13 protein-coding genes and 1 tRNA gene are annotated in these 13,915 nt (G+C 63.4%); 7 read left to right on the forward strand and 7 right to left on the reverse strand.

All coding sequences use genetic code 11. The annotated features are described in order from the left end of the window. Positions 1-344 precede the first annotated feature (344 nt). From cmk to aroA, 4 genes are read right to left on the reverse strand one after another with little or no spacing between them, the layout of a single operon-like run. A complete protein-coding gene (cmk, locus tag QUV11_RS02170) occupies positions 345-986 on the reverse strand; it encodes a (d)CMP kinase (protein ID WP_300880324.1) in 642 nt (213 codons plus the stop codon). Next, positions 983-1,921, reverse strand: a complete 939-nt coding sequence (gene bla, locus QUV11_RS02175; protein ID WP_300880325.1) for a subclass B3 metallo-beta-lactamase — start codon at positions 1,919-1,921, stop codon at positions 983-985. The genes cmk and bla (QUV11_RS02175) overlap by 4 nt, the downstream gene beginning before the upstream one ends. Continuing rightward, positions 1,918-2,181: a hypothetical protein gene (locus tag QUV11_RS02180; protein ID WP_300880326.1), complete on the reverse strand. Its 264-nt coding sequence runs from the start codon at positions 2,179-2,181 to the stop codon at positions 1,918-1,920. The genes bla (QUV11_RS02175) and QUV11_RS02180 overlap by 4 nt, the downstream gene beginning before the upstream one ends. Next, entirely contained in the window at positions 2,178-3,521 is a 1,344-nt protein-coding gene (aroA, locus tag QUV11_RS02185) for a 3-phosphoshikimate 1-carboxyvinyltransferase (RefSeq protein WP_300880327.1), read from the reverse strand. The genes QUV11_RS02180 and aroA overlap by 4 nt, the downstream gene beginning before the upstream one ends. Before the next feature lie 185 nt (positions 3,522-3,706). On the opposite strand from aroA, the gene QUV11_RS02190 reads away from it, so the two are divergent. Next, positions 3,707-4,021: a TIGR02300 family protein gene (locus tag QUV11_RS02190; RefSeq protein WP_300880328.1), complete on the forward strand. Its 315-nt coding sequence runs from the start codon at positions 3,707-3,709 to the stop codon at positions 4,019-4,021. A gap of 121 nt (positions 4,022-4,142) precedes the next feature. Next, positions 4,143-4,218: transfer RNA gene (locus QUV11_RS02195), tRNA-Ala, on the forward strand. A gap of 382 nt (positions 4,219-4,600) precedes the next feature. On the opposite strand, the gene QUV11_RS02200 is transcribed toward QUV11_RS02195, so the two are convergent. The 3 genes from QUV11_RS02200 to bla (QUV11_RS02210) form a co-directional block, all read right to left on the reverse strand. Next, positions 4,601-5,305, reverse strand: a complete 705-nt coding sequence (locus QUV11_RS02200; protein WP_300880498.1) for a CPBP family intramembrane glutamic endopeptidase — start codon at positions 5,303-5,305, stop codon at positions 4,601-4,603. A gap of 91 nt (positions 5,306-5,396) precedes the next feature. Further along, a complete protein-coding gene (locus QUV11_RS02205) occupies positions 5,397-6,494 on the reverse strand; it encodes an AraC family transcriptional regulator (protein WP_300880329.1) in 1,098 nt (365 codons plus the stop codon). A gap of 257 nt (positions 6,495-6,751) precedes the next feature. Then, complete coding sequence (bla, locus tag QUV11_RS02210) at positions 6,752-7,645, reverse strand: subclass B3 metallo-beta-lactamase (protein ID WP_300880330.1); 894 nt, start codon at positions 7,643-7,645, stop codon at positions 6,752-6,754. A 133-nt stretch (positions 7,646-7,778) separates the two neighbouring features. Between bla (QUV11_RS02210) and QUV11_RS02215 the strand changes: the two genes are divergently transcribed. The 5 genes from QUV11_RS02215 (at position 7,779) to QUV11_RS02235 (ending at position 13,898) form a co-directional block, all read left to right on the forward strand. Then, complete coding sequence (locus QUV11_RS02215) at positions 7,779-8,666, forward strand: LysR family transcriptional regulator (RefSeq protein ID WP_300880331.1); 888 nt, start codon at positions 7,779-7,781, stop codon at positions 8,664-8,666. Between the two features lie 331 nt (positions 8,667-8,997). Further along, the gene (locus QUV11_RS02220) at positions 8,998-10,689 is read left to right on the forward strand and encodes a serine hydrolase (protein WP_300880332.1); all 1,692 of its coding nucleotides are present in this window, start codon (positions 8,998-9,000) and stop codon (positions 10,687-10,689) included. Positions 10,690-11,129: 440 nt separating this feature from the next. Beyond that, positions 11,130-12,263, forward strand: coding sequence for a fumarylacetoacetate hydrolase family protein (locus QUV11_RS02225; RefSeq protein WP_300880333.1), 1,134 nt, complete (start codon positions 11,130-11,132; stop codon positions 12,261-12,263). After that, a complete protein-coding gene (locus QUV11_RS02230; protein ID WP_300880334.1) occupies positions 12,260-13,036 on the forward strand; it encodes an SDR family NAD(P)-dependent oxidoreductase in 777 nt (258 codons plus the stop codon). Before QUV11_RS02225 ends, QUV11_RS02230 begins: the two co-directional genes overlap by 4 nt. After that, positions 13,005-13,898, forward strand: coding sequence for an SMP-30/gluconolactonase/LRE family protein (locus QUV11_RS02235; protein ID WP_300880335.1), 894 nt, complete (start codon positions 13,005-13,007; stop codon positions 13,896-13,898). The genes QUV11_RS02230 and QUV11_RS02235 overlap by 32 nt, the downstream gene beginning before the upstream one ends. Positions 13,899-13,915 lie beyond the last annotated feature (17 nt).

Below are 13,915 nucleotides of genomic sequence, written 5' to 3' on the forward strand. Positions count from 1 at the left end.
TGACCGCCTTGTCGTTTTCGATCGCGGTAACCGTGCCCTTGACGACGCGGCCTTCGAATCCGCCATCCGAAGCGGCTCCGCCACCAAGCGATTCGTCGAGAAGTGCTGCGAAATCATCGCGGCTGGGAAATGCCGTTGAGGCCATAAATCCTGTATTCCTTAAAACGTTTTGTCCGGCCAGCCGGTTGTCCCCGGCGGTCTTGGCCTAACCTGCCCCCCGGGCCGAATGCGCCGGAAAGCGCCCAAAAAGCTAGGATTCGGCGGCGGCAGCTGGATATGCGAAAAGCGCGAACCATCGCGCGGGCCGTCATCGGCGCGGGCGATGTTCACGATGATCGAAACATCTAAGACTGGGGCGTTTGTCCGCCTTGCGTCCTGCCGTTCACCAGCTCTATGGCCCTTTGAACGGCCTGCCCTATAGTCAAATCGCTGGTATCTAGCAAGAGCGCGTCGTCGGCGGGCCTAAGCGGTGCAACAGCCCGCTGCGAATCGCGCGCATCGCGTGCAGCGAGATCCGCGATGATCTCTTCCAGCGTCACATCCTCACCGCGTCCGCGCATCTCGGCGCAGCGCCGCCCGGCGCGCGCAGCGACGCTCGCGGTGACGAACAGCTTGGCCTCGGCCTCCGGCGCGATCACCGTACCGATGTCGCGCCCGTCGAGCACAGCGCCTCCCGGCTGACACGCAAAACTGCGCTGCCGCTCGAGCAAGGCTGCCCGCACCTCGGGATGGCGCGAAGCACGGCTGGCAAGCCCGCCCGCGGTCTCCGAACGCAGGTGCTCGTCGAGCAGCAGCGCAGCATCGAACGCGCAGCCCGCCAGCGCTTCGTCGGCATTGTCGGGGTCACCGCCCAAGCGCACCGCATTCACGCCAACGGCCCGGTACAGCAGTCCGGTATCGAGATGCGGCAGCCCGAAATGCGCCGCCAGCGCCTTGGCGATCGTCCCTTTGCCGCTGGCGGTGGGTCCGTCGACGGCAATGATCATCGCTTCGCCGCCTGCTGCTCGGCCAGCGCTTCCTGGAAGCCCTGCTCCATCTCCGTATTGAACCGCTGCAGCTCCAAAGCATCGACGAAGGCATCGCGGTCGCCCGCCAGCTGCCGCGCGCGTTTGGCGTGCAGATCGAAGAAGATGTCATGATTGGCGAGGAAAACGTCGGCCTGCATGCCGCGGACCTTCGCGAAGGTCGCACGATAATTGGCGATCATGCCGGGATAGGCTTCGGGCACCAGAGATTGGCCGCCCAGCGAGGCGCTGCAATGCAGGAATACGCTGCGCGGCAAACCTTTCGAGTCCTTCGCAGCCATCGACCACGAGGTACAGCCGGGCGAATGACCTGGCGTCAGATGCGCAGTCAGCATCGCGCCGCCCAGCGCCACCGTATCGCCATCTCCCACCACGCGGTCGACGCGAACCGGCGGGAACATCGCATCCTGGGTCGGCCCATGATCGATCCGGCCAGCCTCGAGATAGGGTTTGTCCGCCGCACTGGCGATCATCACCGCACCGCTCGCGCGCTGCAGCCCGGCCAGGCCCGCCGCGTGGTCGTAATGCGCGTGGGTGTTGAGCAGATACTTGATGTCGCTGGGGTCGAAGCCCAGCGCGCGGATGTTGTCCAGGATCTGCGGCACCGATTGCGCCAGCGCGCCGTCGATCAGGACATGTCCGTCCGGCGTTGTGATCAGGAAGACGCCCAGCCCATGGGTGCCGACAAAATGGACGTTGTCGATGATCGTGAACGGGGCGAGCCGCTCGTTCCAGCGCATGGCGATCGCGGTTTCGTCGACGACCGGCGCGGATTGCGCGGTTTCGATCTGGGCGTCGCTGGCGAGCCGCGGACCGGGCGCGGCGGTCTGCGTGCAGCCGGACAGCACCAGCGCGGCGGCCAATCCACTCGCCAAGAAGCGAAGTCTCGTATTCATTGGCCTGCAGCTCCCGTCCTGCGCTCACGGATCGCTTTGGCAAGGCCAAACAGCGCGATTACCGCCCATGCGCTCTCGAGGATGAAGGCGGCGAGGTTGAAGTGCACCCACAACGATATCAGCAGCAGGATCGCGCCCACCAGATTGACCGCGTTGAACAGCAATTTGTCGATCTTCTCGACCCTGTTGGCATAGGCAAAGGCGCTGATGAACAGCACGCTGCCCATCACGCCGATGATGTTGGCGAGCAACGGGGTCATGCCGCCCCCGTGCTGGTTGCGAGCAGGTGCAGGAAGTCGGGGAAGCTGGTGGCGATCGGGCGCGTGTCGTCCACCTCCACGCCATCCCTGCTCACCAACCCCGCGATTGCAAAGCTCATTGCGATGCGGTGGTCGAGCAGGGTCGCCACCGGTCCGCCGCCACGCAACGCGCCGCCGCCGCTGCCGGTGATCACCAGCCCATCCTCGCGCTCCTCGACCCCAACGCCGATCGCCTCGAGCCCGCGCGCCATTGTCGCCAGCCGGTCCGATTCCTTGACCCGCAGCTCGTCGAGCCCGCTGGTGGTCGTCGTGCCGCTGGCCATCGCCGCGGCGATAAAGAACACCGGAAACTCGTCGACCATGCTCGGGACGATGGTGGGATCGACGGTGATCCCGGTGAGCGCGCTCGCCCGCACGCGCAGGTCGGCAACCGGCTCGCCGCCGACGGTGCGTTCGTTCAATCGCTCGATCCGCCCGCCCATCTGCTCGAGCACGGTGATGATCCCGGTGCGGGTGACGTTCATTCCGACATTCTCGATGGTGAGGTCAGACCCCGGCACGATCAGCGCGGCGACGATGAAGAACGCGGCAGATGACGGATCGCCCGGCACCTCGATATCCTGCGGCTGCAGGTCGCATGGCCCGGTGACCGCAATGTGCCGCACGCCGTCGGCATCGGTCTCTACCGTCAGATCGGCGCCGAAGCCCTTGAGCATCTTCTCGCTATGGTCGCGCGTCGCCACCGGCTCGATCACCGTGGTGGTCCCCGGCGTGTTGAGCGCGGCCAGCAGGATTGCGGATTTCACCTGCGCCGACGCCACCGGCAACCGGTAGCTGATCGGGATCGCAGGACTGATCCCGCGCACCATCAGCGGGAGCGTGCCGCCGGGGCTGGCGTTGAACTCCGCCCCCATTTCGCCCAGCGGATCGGTGACGCGCGCCATCGGGCGGCGGCTCAAGGACGCATCGCCGGTGAACATCGCGGTGATCGGGTGGCTCGCCACCAGCCCCATCAGCAGCCGGGTCGAGGTACCGCTGTTGCCCATGTCGAGCGCAGTTGCCGGCTGCATCAGCCCGCCGACGCCGACGCCATGCACCGTCCAGATGCCGTCATCACCCCGCACGATATCCGCGCCCATCGCGCGCATCGCAGCGGCCGTGGCGAGCACATCCTCGCCTTCGAGTAGCCCCGATATCCGGCTTTTGCCCACGCACAGCGCCGACAGCATCAGCGCGCGGTGCGAGATCGACTTGTCGCCCGGAACACGGATGGTGCCGGTCAACGGCCCGGATGCGGCAAAGCGGCGCGCTGCCGGAGCCTGGTCTGCAAGGTGGGCCATGGGTGCAACAATTTCAGGTTGGGCAGCCAGCTGCCGGGATCAAATGCGACGCAGCTTTTGACAGCGGCATAAAGCTATGGCAAGGCGCACGCCGATTTTCCTGTTGCGGCGCACCCGCGCTGCCGACTGGAAATATGCAAACTTCTCCTTACATCTTTGATGTTATTGAACCTGAGGCATTATTCATGATCAAGCCTGAATGGGGCGCCAAGCACAGCTGCCCGAAATGCGGCACCCGCTTTTATGACCTGGGCAAGGACGATCCGGTCGCCTGCATCAACTGCGGCAACAGCTGGACCCCCGAGCCGGTGCTCAAGTCCAAGCAGCCGCTGCCCTTCGAAGAAGAAAAGAAGAAAGTCGTCGAGAAGGAGGACGTCGATCTGGCGGACGAGGATCTGGACATCGACGAGGACGGCGATTCGCCCGACAACGATGTCGATCTGGGTGGCGACGACGACCTCGGCGTGGCCGCAGCCGACGACAAGGACGAAGAAAGCTGAGGCTTTCACGTCCAACGACCTAATGGTGGCGGGGGCTGCGATTTGCCCCTTGCCACCGCCGGGCAGCTCGACTAAAGGGCTGTCCTTCTCAGCGCCGGAGTGACTTTTCCCCGGCGCATATGGGGCCTTAGCTCAGCTGGGAGAGCGCTACACTGGCAGTGTAGAGGTCAGCGGTTCGATCCCGCTAGGCTCCACCATTCAAATGAAAAAGCGGCGCAAACGCGCTCTTTTCGACATCTCACCCAGTCCGGTCCCACGCTCTAGTTCCCGTCTTTGGGCGCTTCCGCAAGAAGCAATGCGAGACCGGCTGTGTTTCGAGAAGCCGTTTGTCAGTTTCCAAACACTCTGCGAGACCCGGTCGTTCATTTCGGCATCTATAGGCGCGGAAATAGACCGGCTATTTCAACCCAGACGCAGGCGTTCCCGTCAGCATCCGTGAACGTCTGCTTCTGACAGACGCTGCCGATTAAATGCTCCGAATCGGACATTCAGTTTTGCGCCCCAAATTCGGTCAATAAGGCCAGTGATCGTCTGACCTGAAAACAGACATCGGAGCTGCGCGAAAAGCCGCGCTCGACGCTAAATGAGGAATGAAAAGGAGTTGCCGAAATTGTGAAGCAGAATGGGGAGCAGCAGGCTTCCTGTCCGCAGGCGCAGCCATACGGCAATGAAGGATGGAATGCCGGTGAGTGCCATGATGACGGGATCGAAAGAGAAGCTACCGTCGGAATAGCCGAAGGCATGTGCCATGCCGAACAAAAAGCACGACAGCACCGCGCCCCAGCCCCAGTCGACACCCAGGAGCCGCTGCCTGCCCCGAAACGCCTGATCGAGCGCGAAAAGCAGGATGCCGCGATAGAACGGCTCCTCCTCCACGCCCGGCATCGTCAACTGGAACGCGACATCTTCCGCGCTGGCCTGTCCTGACGGGAAAAGAATGGCGATCATCACGAAGAAGCCGCAATAGGCACTCGCTACCGGCAGCGCTGCCTGCAGGCTGCCGGGTTCCTGGGCCCAAGTGAAGCCGGATCGACGCAGACCAAAAACCGGCACTGCTGCAATGGCGAGCGTGGCGGCAAGCGCGGCAAGCTTGCCCTGCCAGTTCCATTCCCCTCCGATCACGTCGGGCAGCAGGCCGTAGCACCGGGTGAGCAAGGCGTCATTGATCGCGACAAGCAGCGCGGCCGTCAGCAGCCACCGGGGAGAAAAATTTCGGCGATCGGCGATGCCCAGAGCTGTTCCTAGCAGGAGCAGAAGCACGAGTGTTCCTGCCAGGCCGATCATTCCGTTCACGCGCGTGCCTTTCGTTAAGTGTGCGCGCTCTGCCTAGCTGCCGATGGCCTATCTGGCTCATCAGAAAGCGGTTTTTCGCTCCTCAAAACCCGGCTTTCGCAGCGCGCTGGGCCCGTGCGATGGGCTGGTGGGCCGCGGCCCGGTATGCACTCGGCGTGCATCCCCGGATAGCCCGGAAAGAGCGGTTGAAGCTGGCGAGCGATGCAAAGCCGCTATCCAGCGCAATAGTGATAAGTTTGGCCTCGCTATCGCGGTCTTCCAACAGACGACACGCCTCCACGACCCGATGGTGATTCAGAAACGCGCGGAAATGATCATAACCCATTTGCTGATTGACCAGCGTCCGGACGTTGCGCTCCGGCGCTCCCATAAGAACAACGAACTGGGCGAAGGTCAGCTCGGGATCGAGATGCACGCGGTCCTTCCCGATCAGCACGGACAATCGGCGGTGCAGGGCATCATCGTGTTGACGGTTACCAGGCGCGTCCGCCGAGCCCGGCCTCGCCGCGCCAGCGGCAACACCGAACGTCAGCACGTCGGCCCGAACGGTCAGCAATCGGCTTGCAAGCCAAAGGCCGAAGACGAGGATCATGGCGTTCTGTGTCATTGAGAAAGCGAGGGGCCGCCAGTCGAAACCAAACAGCACGTCTGCGGCCAAGTCGATAAGCAACATCCCGCCAAGCAGCACGGCAACCAGGACGCGCGCGTCGTGGCGCTGCTGGATTAGGTCGCCCTGGCGCTCGTCCAGAAGCCGCCAGATAAGATGGCCCACGATAGCAAAGCCCAGCAGCACGAGCCCATGCGACAGCCCGGCGTTGGCGAACGCGTCGCCGAGCGGGCCGCGATCAGTCGCGGCAATGGCAGCCCAGGCCAGCCCCACGACCAGGACACCGCCCCTCAACCGGAAGCGGCTATCGAAGCACGACAGCGAGAACCACCACAGGAAAATGACGGTGAAGCCGCTGACGGCATGGGCGAAATTGCCCAGCAGTCCCATCGGCCGGAATGACGAGAGCGGCGTATTGCCGATGACGAACCCGGCGACGCACAATGCAAGAGGTGCAAACAGATGGCTGGGCAACCCAAGCTGCCGTCGATGGCTGAGCATGAGCCATGCAAGCAGGAGAAAAATGCTTCCAGCGCCCAAACGTATTGCGGTGTCGAATTCAGCGATGGTCATGGTGATCGGATAGCTGCAAATTGCATAGCCGACAGTACAAAAAGCGTATCGCCTACCCTCCACGCGCCGATGGCCATACCAGCGCATCGCCTTGCTTTCACGACCGGCCAAGCCGCTATCGGGCCAATGGTCCAGCGCGCAATTTCCAAAACGGCGTCAAATCGGCCCAACGACGCAATGACGGGCAACATTGTGTTGCCCCGTCGCCCATCTGGCCTGCCGCTGGAAGCGCGCGTAAAGCCAAGAGCAGATCGCGCCTACTTCGCTGTCCCGTTGCGTTCAGCCTCAAGCCGGTTCGCAAGCAGTCCGCGGGACCGCGCGACGTATGTGCGGCATGCGCCTGGTCTGTCGTTGTATCGTCCTTCGCCTGCATTATCGGGGTGCGCGGAGATAAGGATGTCGCATGGCAGTCCATCCATAAGACTGTGGCTCGCCGTGAAGCCTCTGAGGATCGGCTCGCTTGACGGTGCGGTGTAGCGATAGCCGTCGGCGGATGCAGGGTTGAGGCTGGACGCGAAGACAATCGCCTTGCACACCTGAACCTCGCATGCCCGCCAGCTCCAGCTCATGCTGCCCATGGTGTGCCCCGGCGTTGCGTGCGCGGTTATCGCCGTGTGCCCAAGCTGTATCACTTCGCCGTCCTCGACCACCCGGATCTGGGTCACGCGCGGCCAGACGCCGCCATAAGCGAACTGCGGGTCATCTTCCAGCAGCGCTCCAGCCCGCAAGCCGTCAGCACCCCGGGCGCTCGCAATCACCGTCGCGCCGGTGTCACGGGCCAGCGCCGCAAGGCCACCGCTATGGTCATAATGCGGCTCGGTGCTCAGAATAAATTTGATGTCTTTGGGGTCGAACCCCAAGCTGCGGACATTGTCCAGGATGGCTGGCGCCGCTTGCGGCAGCGCGCCGTCAATCAGTACCAGCCCCGCACCCGTATCGATCAGCGCGACGCTCAGACCGGCGAACCCCACGAGATAACTGCCACCGAAAATTTTCTCGGGCGGCAAAGGCGCCAGCCATCTCTGCGCTCTTTTCAGCTCCATCGGTCTTGTCAGAGGGTCGTCTTCTGCATGCGGCGCCGCGTTTAGAGCCGCGCCCACGACCACCGGCGCCCGCGCTTCGTGCGCATTGCACCCTGCCATGCCGCTCATGCCCGCGAGCCAAGCCGCGACTGTCATTAGTTTGATCATCCTTTTTCCTTTCGCCCCCGGAATGCCGATCGGCCGAGCGCGGGACAAAGCATGATTTCTCGACAAAGCCATGAGAACATTTGATGGGTAGGTGATGGACCGCGCCCAACTCCCACTCAACGCCCTGCGTGCCTTCGAGGCGGCGGCACGCCATCTCAATTTCACCCGCGCTGCGATCGAGCTTTGCGTCAGTCAGGGCGCCGTGAGTCATCAGGTCGCGCAGTTGGAACGCCGCCTGGGCGCTCGCCTCTTCCACCGACTGCCGCGTGGACTCGCGCTCACTGACGAAGGTCATGTGCTTGTTCCCGTACTCGCCGAGATGTTTGATCGTGTGGCCGCGACGCTCGACCAGTACGGCGAAGGCCGCTTCCGGGAACCCCTGAAGGTCGGCGTTGTGGGGACCTTTGCAACCGGCTGGTTGCTCCCGAGGCTCGACAGCTTCGCCCGTGCCCATCCGTCGATTGATCTGCGTATCTCGACCAACAACAACCGCGTCGACCTGGTCGCCGAAGCGCTGGATTTTGCGATCCGTTTCGGCGACGGTGCGTGGCACGGCACCCATGCCGAACCTATGCTCAGGGCGCCGATGACTCCGGTCTGCGCTCCAGCCATTGCAGCACGGCTCAAATCTCCCGCCGATCTCGTCCACGAGCAGCTGTTGCGCTCCTACCGCCCTGATGAATGGGCGTTGTGGTTCGACGCCGCCGGCGTACCCGCCCCGAATCTCCGCGGTCCCATCTTCGACAGTTCGGCGCTGATGGGATCCGCCGCCGCCGCCGGTCTCGGCATCGCGCTGGTTCCGACGGCGATGTTCACCCGCGAACTGGCGTCAGAACTGCTTGTCCAACCCTTCCCGTTTGAGGTCGACGTGGGCTCCTACTGGCTCACTCGCCTGATATCGCGTCCCGAAAATTCAGCCATGCGGCACTTTCGCGATTGGCTGATGGAAGAGACGGGCCGTGCCTCCGTCCAATCCTCATAAGGCCCGCTAACCTCCCATCTCCAGTCACGCCGGGCCTAGCACTGGTTGCGACCGGCGAAGCAGCGGGGTCGGCTACCCAACGGCCTGACCGCTCAACACGGATGTGAACTCATTGACACATCAGCTGCCATAAACGCGCTATGCCTCATGGTCGCGCGACGCTACCTAGGCATTCGGAAACAGGATCGACCACGGGGAGACGATCATGACCGGGCATATCAGGGCTGCTGTGTTCGCAGTCTGCGGCCTTACTATGGCTTGTGCGCCTGCGCTGGCTCAGCCTTCACCTTCCGCAGCACCTTCGGGCCCCGTAATCTGGCAAGGTGTATGGGTGGCCGAAAAGCGCTTCGGCCACGCCGTTTCCGGTCCGGTCACCTTGTCACGCACCCCCCACAGCTGGGTTGCCTTGATCGAGGGGGACACCGTGCCGGTTGAGCGCAGCGAAGCGGCCGACGGATCGGTGGAGTGGACTTTCAACTTTTTCGACCAGGGACGGTTTGTCGGCCATCAGGCGAACGCCCGCTCACGGATCCGCGGCCACTGGATTCAGCCGCCGGGGCCCGTCCAGAACCATTCTTATGCCACTCCGCTCGACTTCGCGGCTTTTGATGATGGCGCGGGCTATCGCGGCACCATCGTGCCTTATGTGCAGGAGGTGACGCTCAACATCCCGCTTATTGCCGAGACGGGTGATATCGCTGGGGTCGACCAGCGCTACCGCACCTTCCTGCGCGAACGCGAGCGCAACCTGGGCATGTGGTTCCGCATCGAGACAGTCGATGTTGTCGGAAAAGACCTGCGCTTCCGCAACGCCGATGGCGAACTGCTGGCCACCGGACGGAGCGCCGAACGCGGCGAACGCTTCTCGATGGTGTTTCCGCGCTTCGGCGAAACGCTCGACTTCACACGACGCGGGCGCGATGCTGCGCCGACCTTCTATCCCCGCCGATCCGCGACCCCCGTAACAAAGCTCTACCGGCCGGCCGACGTGGCCGATGGCTGGCAGACCGCAGAGCCGGACAGCACGGGGCTCAATGCCGATCTACTGACCGAACTGGTTGCCTCGATCGCGGCGAGCGATCCGGGGGGCCTGCGCGAGCCCTATATTCACGCGCTGTTGATCGCGCATCGCGGCAGGCTTGTAATGGAGGAGTATTTCCACGGGTATGATCGCAATCAGCCCCATGATTCCCGCTCGGCGGGCAAAACGATCGGCTCTGCCTTGCTGGGCATTGCCTTGCACAAAGGCATTTTCCAGAGCCTCGATACGCCGGTCTATCCGCTGTTCGGGGGCGTTGAGCGCTTCGCCAATCCCGATCCGCGCAAACGCCTGATAACGCTGCGACACCTCGTTTCCATGTCGTCGGGGCTCGACTGCCGAGACGACAATCCTGACAGTCCGGGCAACGAGGATACCATGCAGTCGCAGGACGCCCAGCCCGACTGGTACCGCTATGCGCTGGACCTGCCGATGGTCAGCGCCCCGGGAGACAGCAGCTTTTATTGCACCGCCGGAATCAATCTGATCGGCGGCGCGCTTCAACGAACAACGGGCGTCAGCCTGCTGCGGTTCTTTCAGGAGAATTTCGCCGATCCGCTCGAAATCCCCTATTACCAGATGAACCTCTCGCCCACGCAGGACGCCTATATGGGCGGCGGCATTCGGCTGCGCCCTCGCGACTTCCTCAAGCTGGGACAGGTTTATCTCGATGGCGGCGTGTGGAAGGGCAGACGGCTGGTTTCTCAAGAGTGGGTACGCCAGTCAGCCGCCGCGCATTCCGCGATGAACCAGCCAGGCGATTATGGATATGGCTGGTGGCGGCAGACATTCGACGTCGATGGGCGGTCGATTGATACCTATTTCGCCAGTGGCAACGGCGGTCAGATGCTGTTCGTCGTCCCCGATCTGGACATGACGGTGATGATCCAGGCAGGAAATTACAGCGATGGCCGAACGCGCAACGCGTTCCGCGACCGGATCATGGGCTCGTTCATCCTCCCAGCCGCAATCGCACGCAACTAAGGGCGCTGTGCGACCATAGCTGCACAGACGGTATGGCGGCATCGGATAGCGCCGTCCGCTCCCGACCCAAGGCCGATCATTCAGCTCAGTTACCGCGAACGTCTGCTCCCGACCGAAGCCACCAATCCATCGCCTTGGTAGCAAGGCCCCCGATTTTCGGGCGTTCGGCACGAACTTGTTCGCTTACAAAAGAGGGCCATTTAGGACGCCGGTCAACGATAGCAGGGGCTACAGGTTCGAATCCCTCAAGTTATCTCCCGTCTCGATGCCTTGGCTTCGGCTTTCTTGAACGGGTACAGGTATCGGCAGAGCCCCGAGGGCTGCCATTGGGGCTTACCGATGTTCCCAAAGGCTAGCATCCTGGCATCGCACCTTCCGCGCTTGACAAGACCATCAAAACCGTGATGGTAGCGCTATCAGAAAACAAGAAGGTTTGATACATGGAGGGGGTTTCCCAAGACATTCGGTCGGCATTGCCCGACGACTGGACGACAGGCGTGTTCGTGGGGCGGATGCTCACCGATGCCGGTCCAAGCCCCATCCTCATCGTGCGCGGCGAACTGTACGACATGGCGCAAGCGGCACCCACCTGTGCCGCACTTGTCGAACGCGGTGACTTCAGCGGCGCAGGCGGCGAGCATCTCGGGCCGTATCAGCCAGACAGCATTACCCTGCTCAGCCCGGTCGATCTACAATGCGTCAAGGCGTGCGGCGTCACCTTTGCGGTCTCGGCCATCGAGCGCGTGATCGAAGAACGCGCCCGCGGCGACTGGAGCGCCGCTTCGGCCATTCGCGAGCGCCTCGAATCCCGCGTCGGCGGCTCGATCCGGTCGGTGGTTCCGGGGTCTCCCGAAGCTGCAGCTCTCAAGACCGCGCTCATCGACGACGGATTGTGGTCGCAATATCTCGAGGTCGCGATCGGTCCCGATGCCGAGGTGTTCACCAAGGCGCCGGTGCTGGCATCGATGGGCGGCGACGCCGAGATCGGCATCCGCTCCGATTCGCACTGGAACAACCCCGAACCCGAAATTGCCCTGCTGGTGAACAGCGCGGGCGATGCTGTCGGCGCGATGCTGGGCAACGACGTCAACCTTCGCGATTTCGAAGGCCGCTCTGCGCTGCTGCTGGGCAAGGCCAAGGACAACAATGCCTCGTGCGCGCTCGGGCCGCTGGTGCGGCTGTTCGACGAGACCTTTTCGATCGACGATGTCCGCGAGGCCGATGTCCGCCTGACGATCACCGGCGCCGATGGCTATGAGCTCAAGGGGGAGAGCAACATGCGCGAGATCAGCCGCGATCCGCTCGATCTGGTGCGCCAGACGCTGAGCGAGCATCAGTATCCCGATGGCTTTGCGCTGTTCCTGGGCACCTTGTTTGCACCGGTGCAGGACCGCGACGATGCAGGCCGGGGCTTTACCCACAAGGTCGGTGATATTGTGACGATCGAGAACGACAAGCTTGGCCGCCTGGTCAACCGCGTGGTCACCTCCAGGGATGCTGCGCCCTGGCAGATGGGGATCGGCGCATTGATGACCAATTTGGCGGGCCGCGGCCTGTTGCGAGGTGCGGCATGACCCAGATGGCAGCCATCGACGCGCGCGGCGACACCGCGATCTACCCCAGCCTTGCCGGCAAGCGCGTGCTGATCACCGGTGGTGCCAGCGGAATCGGCGCGGCCTTGGTCGAACGGTTCGCGCAGCAGGGCGCACATATCGCGTTCCTTGATGTCGACGATGCCGCCGGTGAGACGCTGGCAGCGCGCCTGCCCGGAACCCGCTATCATCACTGCGATCTGCGCGATCTCGAGACGCTGAAAGCCTGTATGGCGACGATGCAGGCCGAACTTGGCGGGATCGATGTCCTGATCAACAACGCCGCCAATGACGATCGCCACAGCATCACCGACGTCACCCCGGAGTACTGGGACGATCGGATGGCCACCAACCTGCGCCACCTGTTCTTCGCCGCGCAGGCGGTGGTTCCGGCGATGCGCACGGCAGGCGGCGGTGTGATCATCAACTTCGGATCGATCAGCTGGCATCTGGGACTCGCCGATCTGGTGCTGTACCAGACCGCCAAGGCCGCGATCGAGGGCATGACGCGGGGCCTCGCGCGCGATCTTGGCCGCGACAACATCCGCGTCACGACGATCGTCCCGGGCAACGTCCAGACCCCGCGGCAGCAGAAATGGTACACCCCCGAGGGCGAAGCCGAAATCGTCGCGTCGCAATGCCTGAGCGAACGGATCCAGCCGGTGGACGTCGCCGCGCTCGCGCTGTTCCTCGCCTCGGACGATGCGCGGATGTGCACCGGCCATGAGTATTTCGTCGATGCCGGGTGGCGCTGACATGACCGTCGCCTCGGTCCTCTCGGTCGCCGCAATGCTGGGCGAAGGGCCGGTGTGGACCGATAACAGGCTCTGGTTCGTCGATATCAAGAGCAGGAAGCTGCACTGCTTCGACCCGTCCGATGCGAGCAGCCGCGACTGGAACGCGCCCGACCAAGTCGGCTGGGTGCTGCCTTCCAAGCGCGGCGACATGATCGCCGGGGTGAAGACCGGGTTGCACCGGTTCGATCCGGCGACCGGGCAGTTCGCGCTGCTGCATGATCCCGAGCCGGGCCAACCCGGCAACCGGCTCAACGACGCCGCAACCGACAGCACGGGCCGCCTGTGGCTCGGCAGCATGGACGATGGCGAGGCGCAGAAGACCGGCCGGTTGTATCGTTGCGATGCAGGCGCGTGCCGCGACACCGGACTGCCGCCGGTGGCGATCACCAATGGCCCGGCGATCAGCGCCGATGCACGGACGCTGTATCACACCGATACGCTGGGCAAGACCATCTGGCGGGCCGCAATCGACTCCGACGGCACGCTCGGCACACCCGAGCGCCATATCGTTATCGAAGAGGGTGCAGGCTACCCTGACGGATCGGTGATCGATGCCGAAGGCTGCCTGTGGGTCGCGCTCTACGACGGCTGGGGCGTGCGGCGTTATGACCCATTGGGTGCACTGATGCGCTTCGTGCGCTTTCCCGTGGCCAATGTGACCAAAATCGCATTTGGCGGCGGCGACCTTGGCACTGCTTATGCCACGACCGCGCGCAAAGGGCTTGATCAAGCCGCGCTTGAAGCGCAGCCGCTCGCGGGCAATCTGTTTTCGTTCGACCCCGGCGTTGCCGGCCTGCCGGTGGTACCGGCCAAAATATAACGACAAAAGCATATCAA

The organism is Blastomonas sp., from assembly GCF_030373265.1.
Lineage (GTDB): Bacteria > Pseudomonadota > Alphaproteobacteria > Sphingomonadales > Sphingomonadaceae > Blastomonas.

Bases quoted from the DNA above. Each gene is read 5' to 3' on its own strand.
- QUV11_RS02215 (WP_300880331.1), top strand. From the start codon at position 7,779: ATGGACCGCGCCCAACTCCCACTCAACGCCCTGCGTGCCTTCGAGGCG.
- QUV11_RS02205 (WP_300880329.1), bottom strand. From the start codon at position 6,494: ATGACCATCGCTGAATTCGACACCGCAATACGTTTGGGCGCTGGAAGC.
- cmk (WP_300880324.1), bottom strand. From the start codon at position 986: ATGATCATTGCCGTCGACGGACCCACCGCCAGCGGCAAAGGGACGATC.
- QUV11_RS02200 (WP_300880498.1), bottom strand. From the start codon at position 5,305: ATGATCGGCCTGGCAGGAACACTCGTGCTTCTGCTCCTGCTAGGAACA.
- bla (WP_300880330.1), bottom strand. From the start codon at position 7,645: ATGAGCGGCATGGCAGGGTGCAATGCGCACGAAGCGCGGGCGCCGGTG.
- aroA (WP_300880327.1), bottom strand. From the start codon at position 3,521: ATGGCCCACCTTGCAGACCAGGCTCCGGCAGCGCGCCGCTTTGCCGCA.
- QUV11_RS02225 (WP_300880333.1), top strand. From the start codon at position 11,130: ATGGAGGGGGTTTCCCAAGACATTCGGTCGGCATTGCCCGACGACTGG.
- QUV11_RS02180 (WP_300880326.1), bottom strand. From the start codon at position 2,181: ATGACCCCGTTGCTCGCCAACATCATCGGCGTGATGGGCAGCGTGCTG.
- QUV11_RS02230 (WP_300880334.1), top strand. From the start codon at position 12,260: ATGACCCAGATGGCAGCCATCGACGCGCGCGGCGACACCGCGATCTAC.
- QUV11_RS02235 (WP_300880335.1), top strand. From the start codon at position 13,005: ATGAGTATTTCGTCGATGCCGGGTGGCGCTGACATGACCGTCGCCTCG.
- QUV11_RS02190 (WP_300880328.1), top strand. From the start codon at position 3,707: ATGATCAAGCCTGAATGGGGCGCCAAGCACAGCTGCCCGAAATGCGGC.
- bla (WP_300880325.1), bottom strand. From the start codon at position 1,921: ATGAATACGAGACTTCGCTTCTTGGCGAGTGGATTGGCCGCCGCGCTG.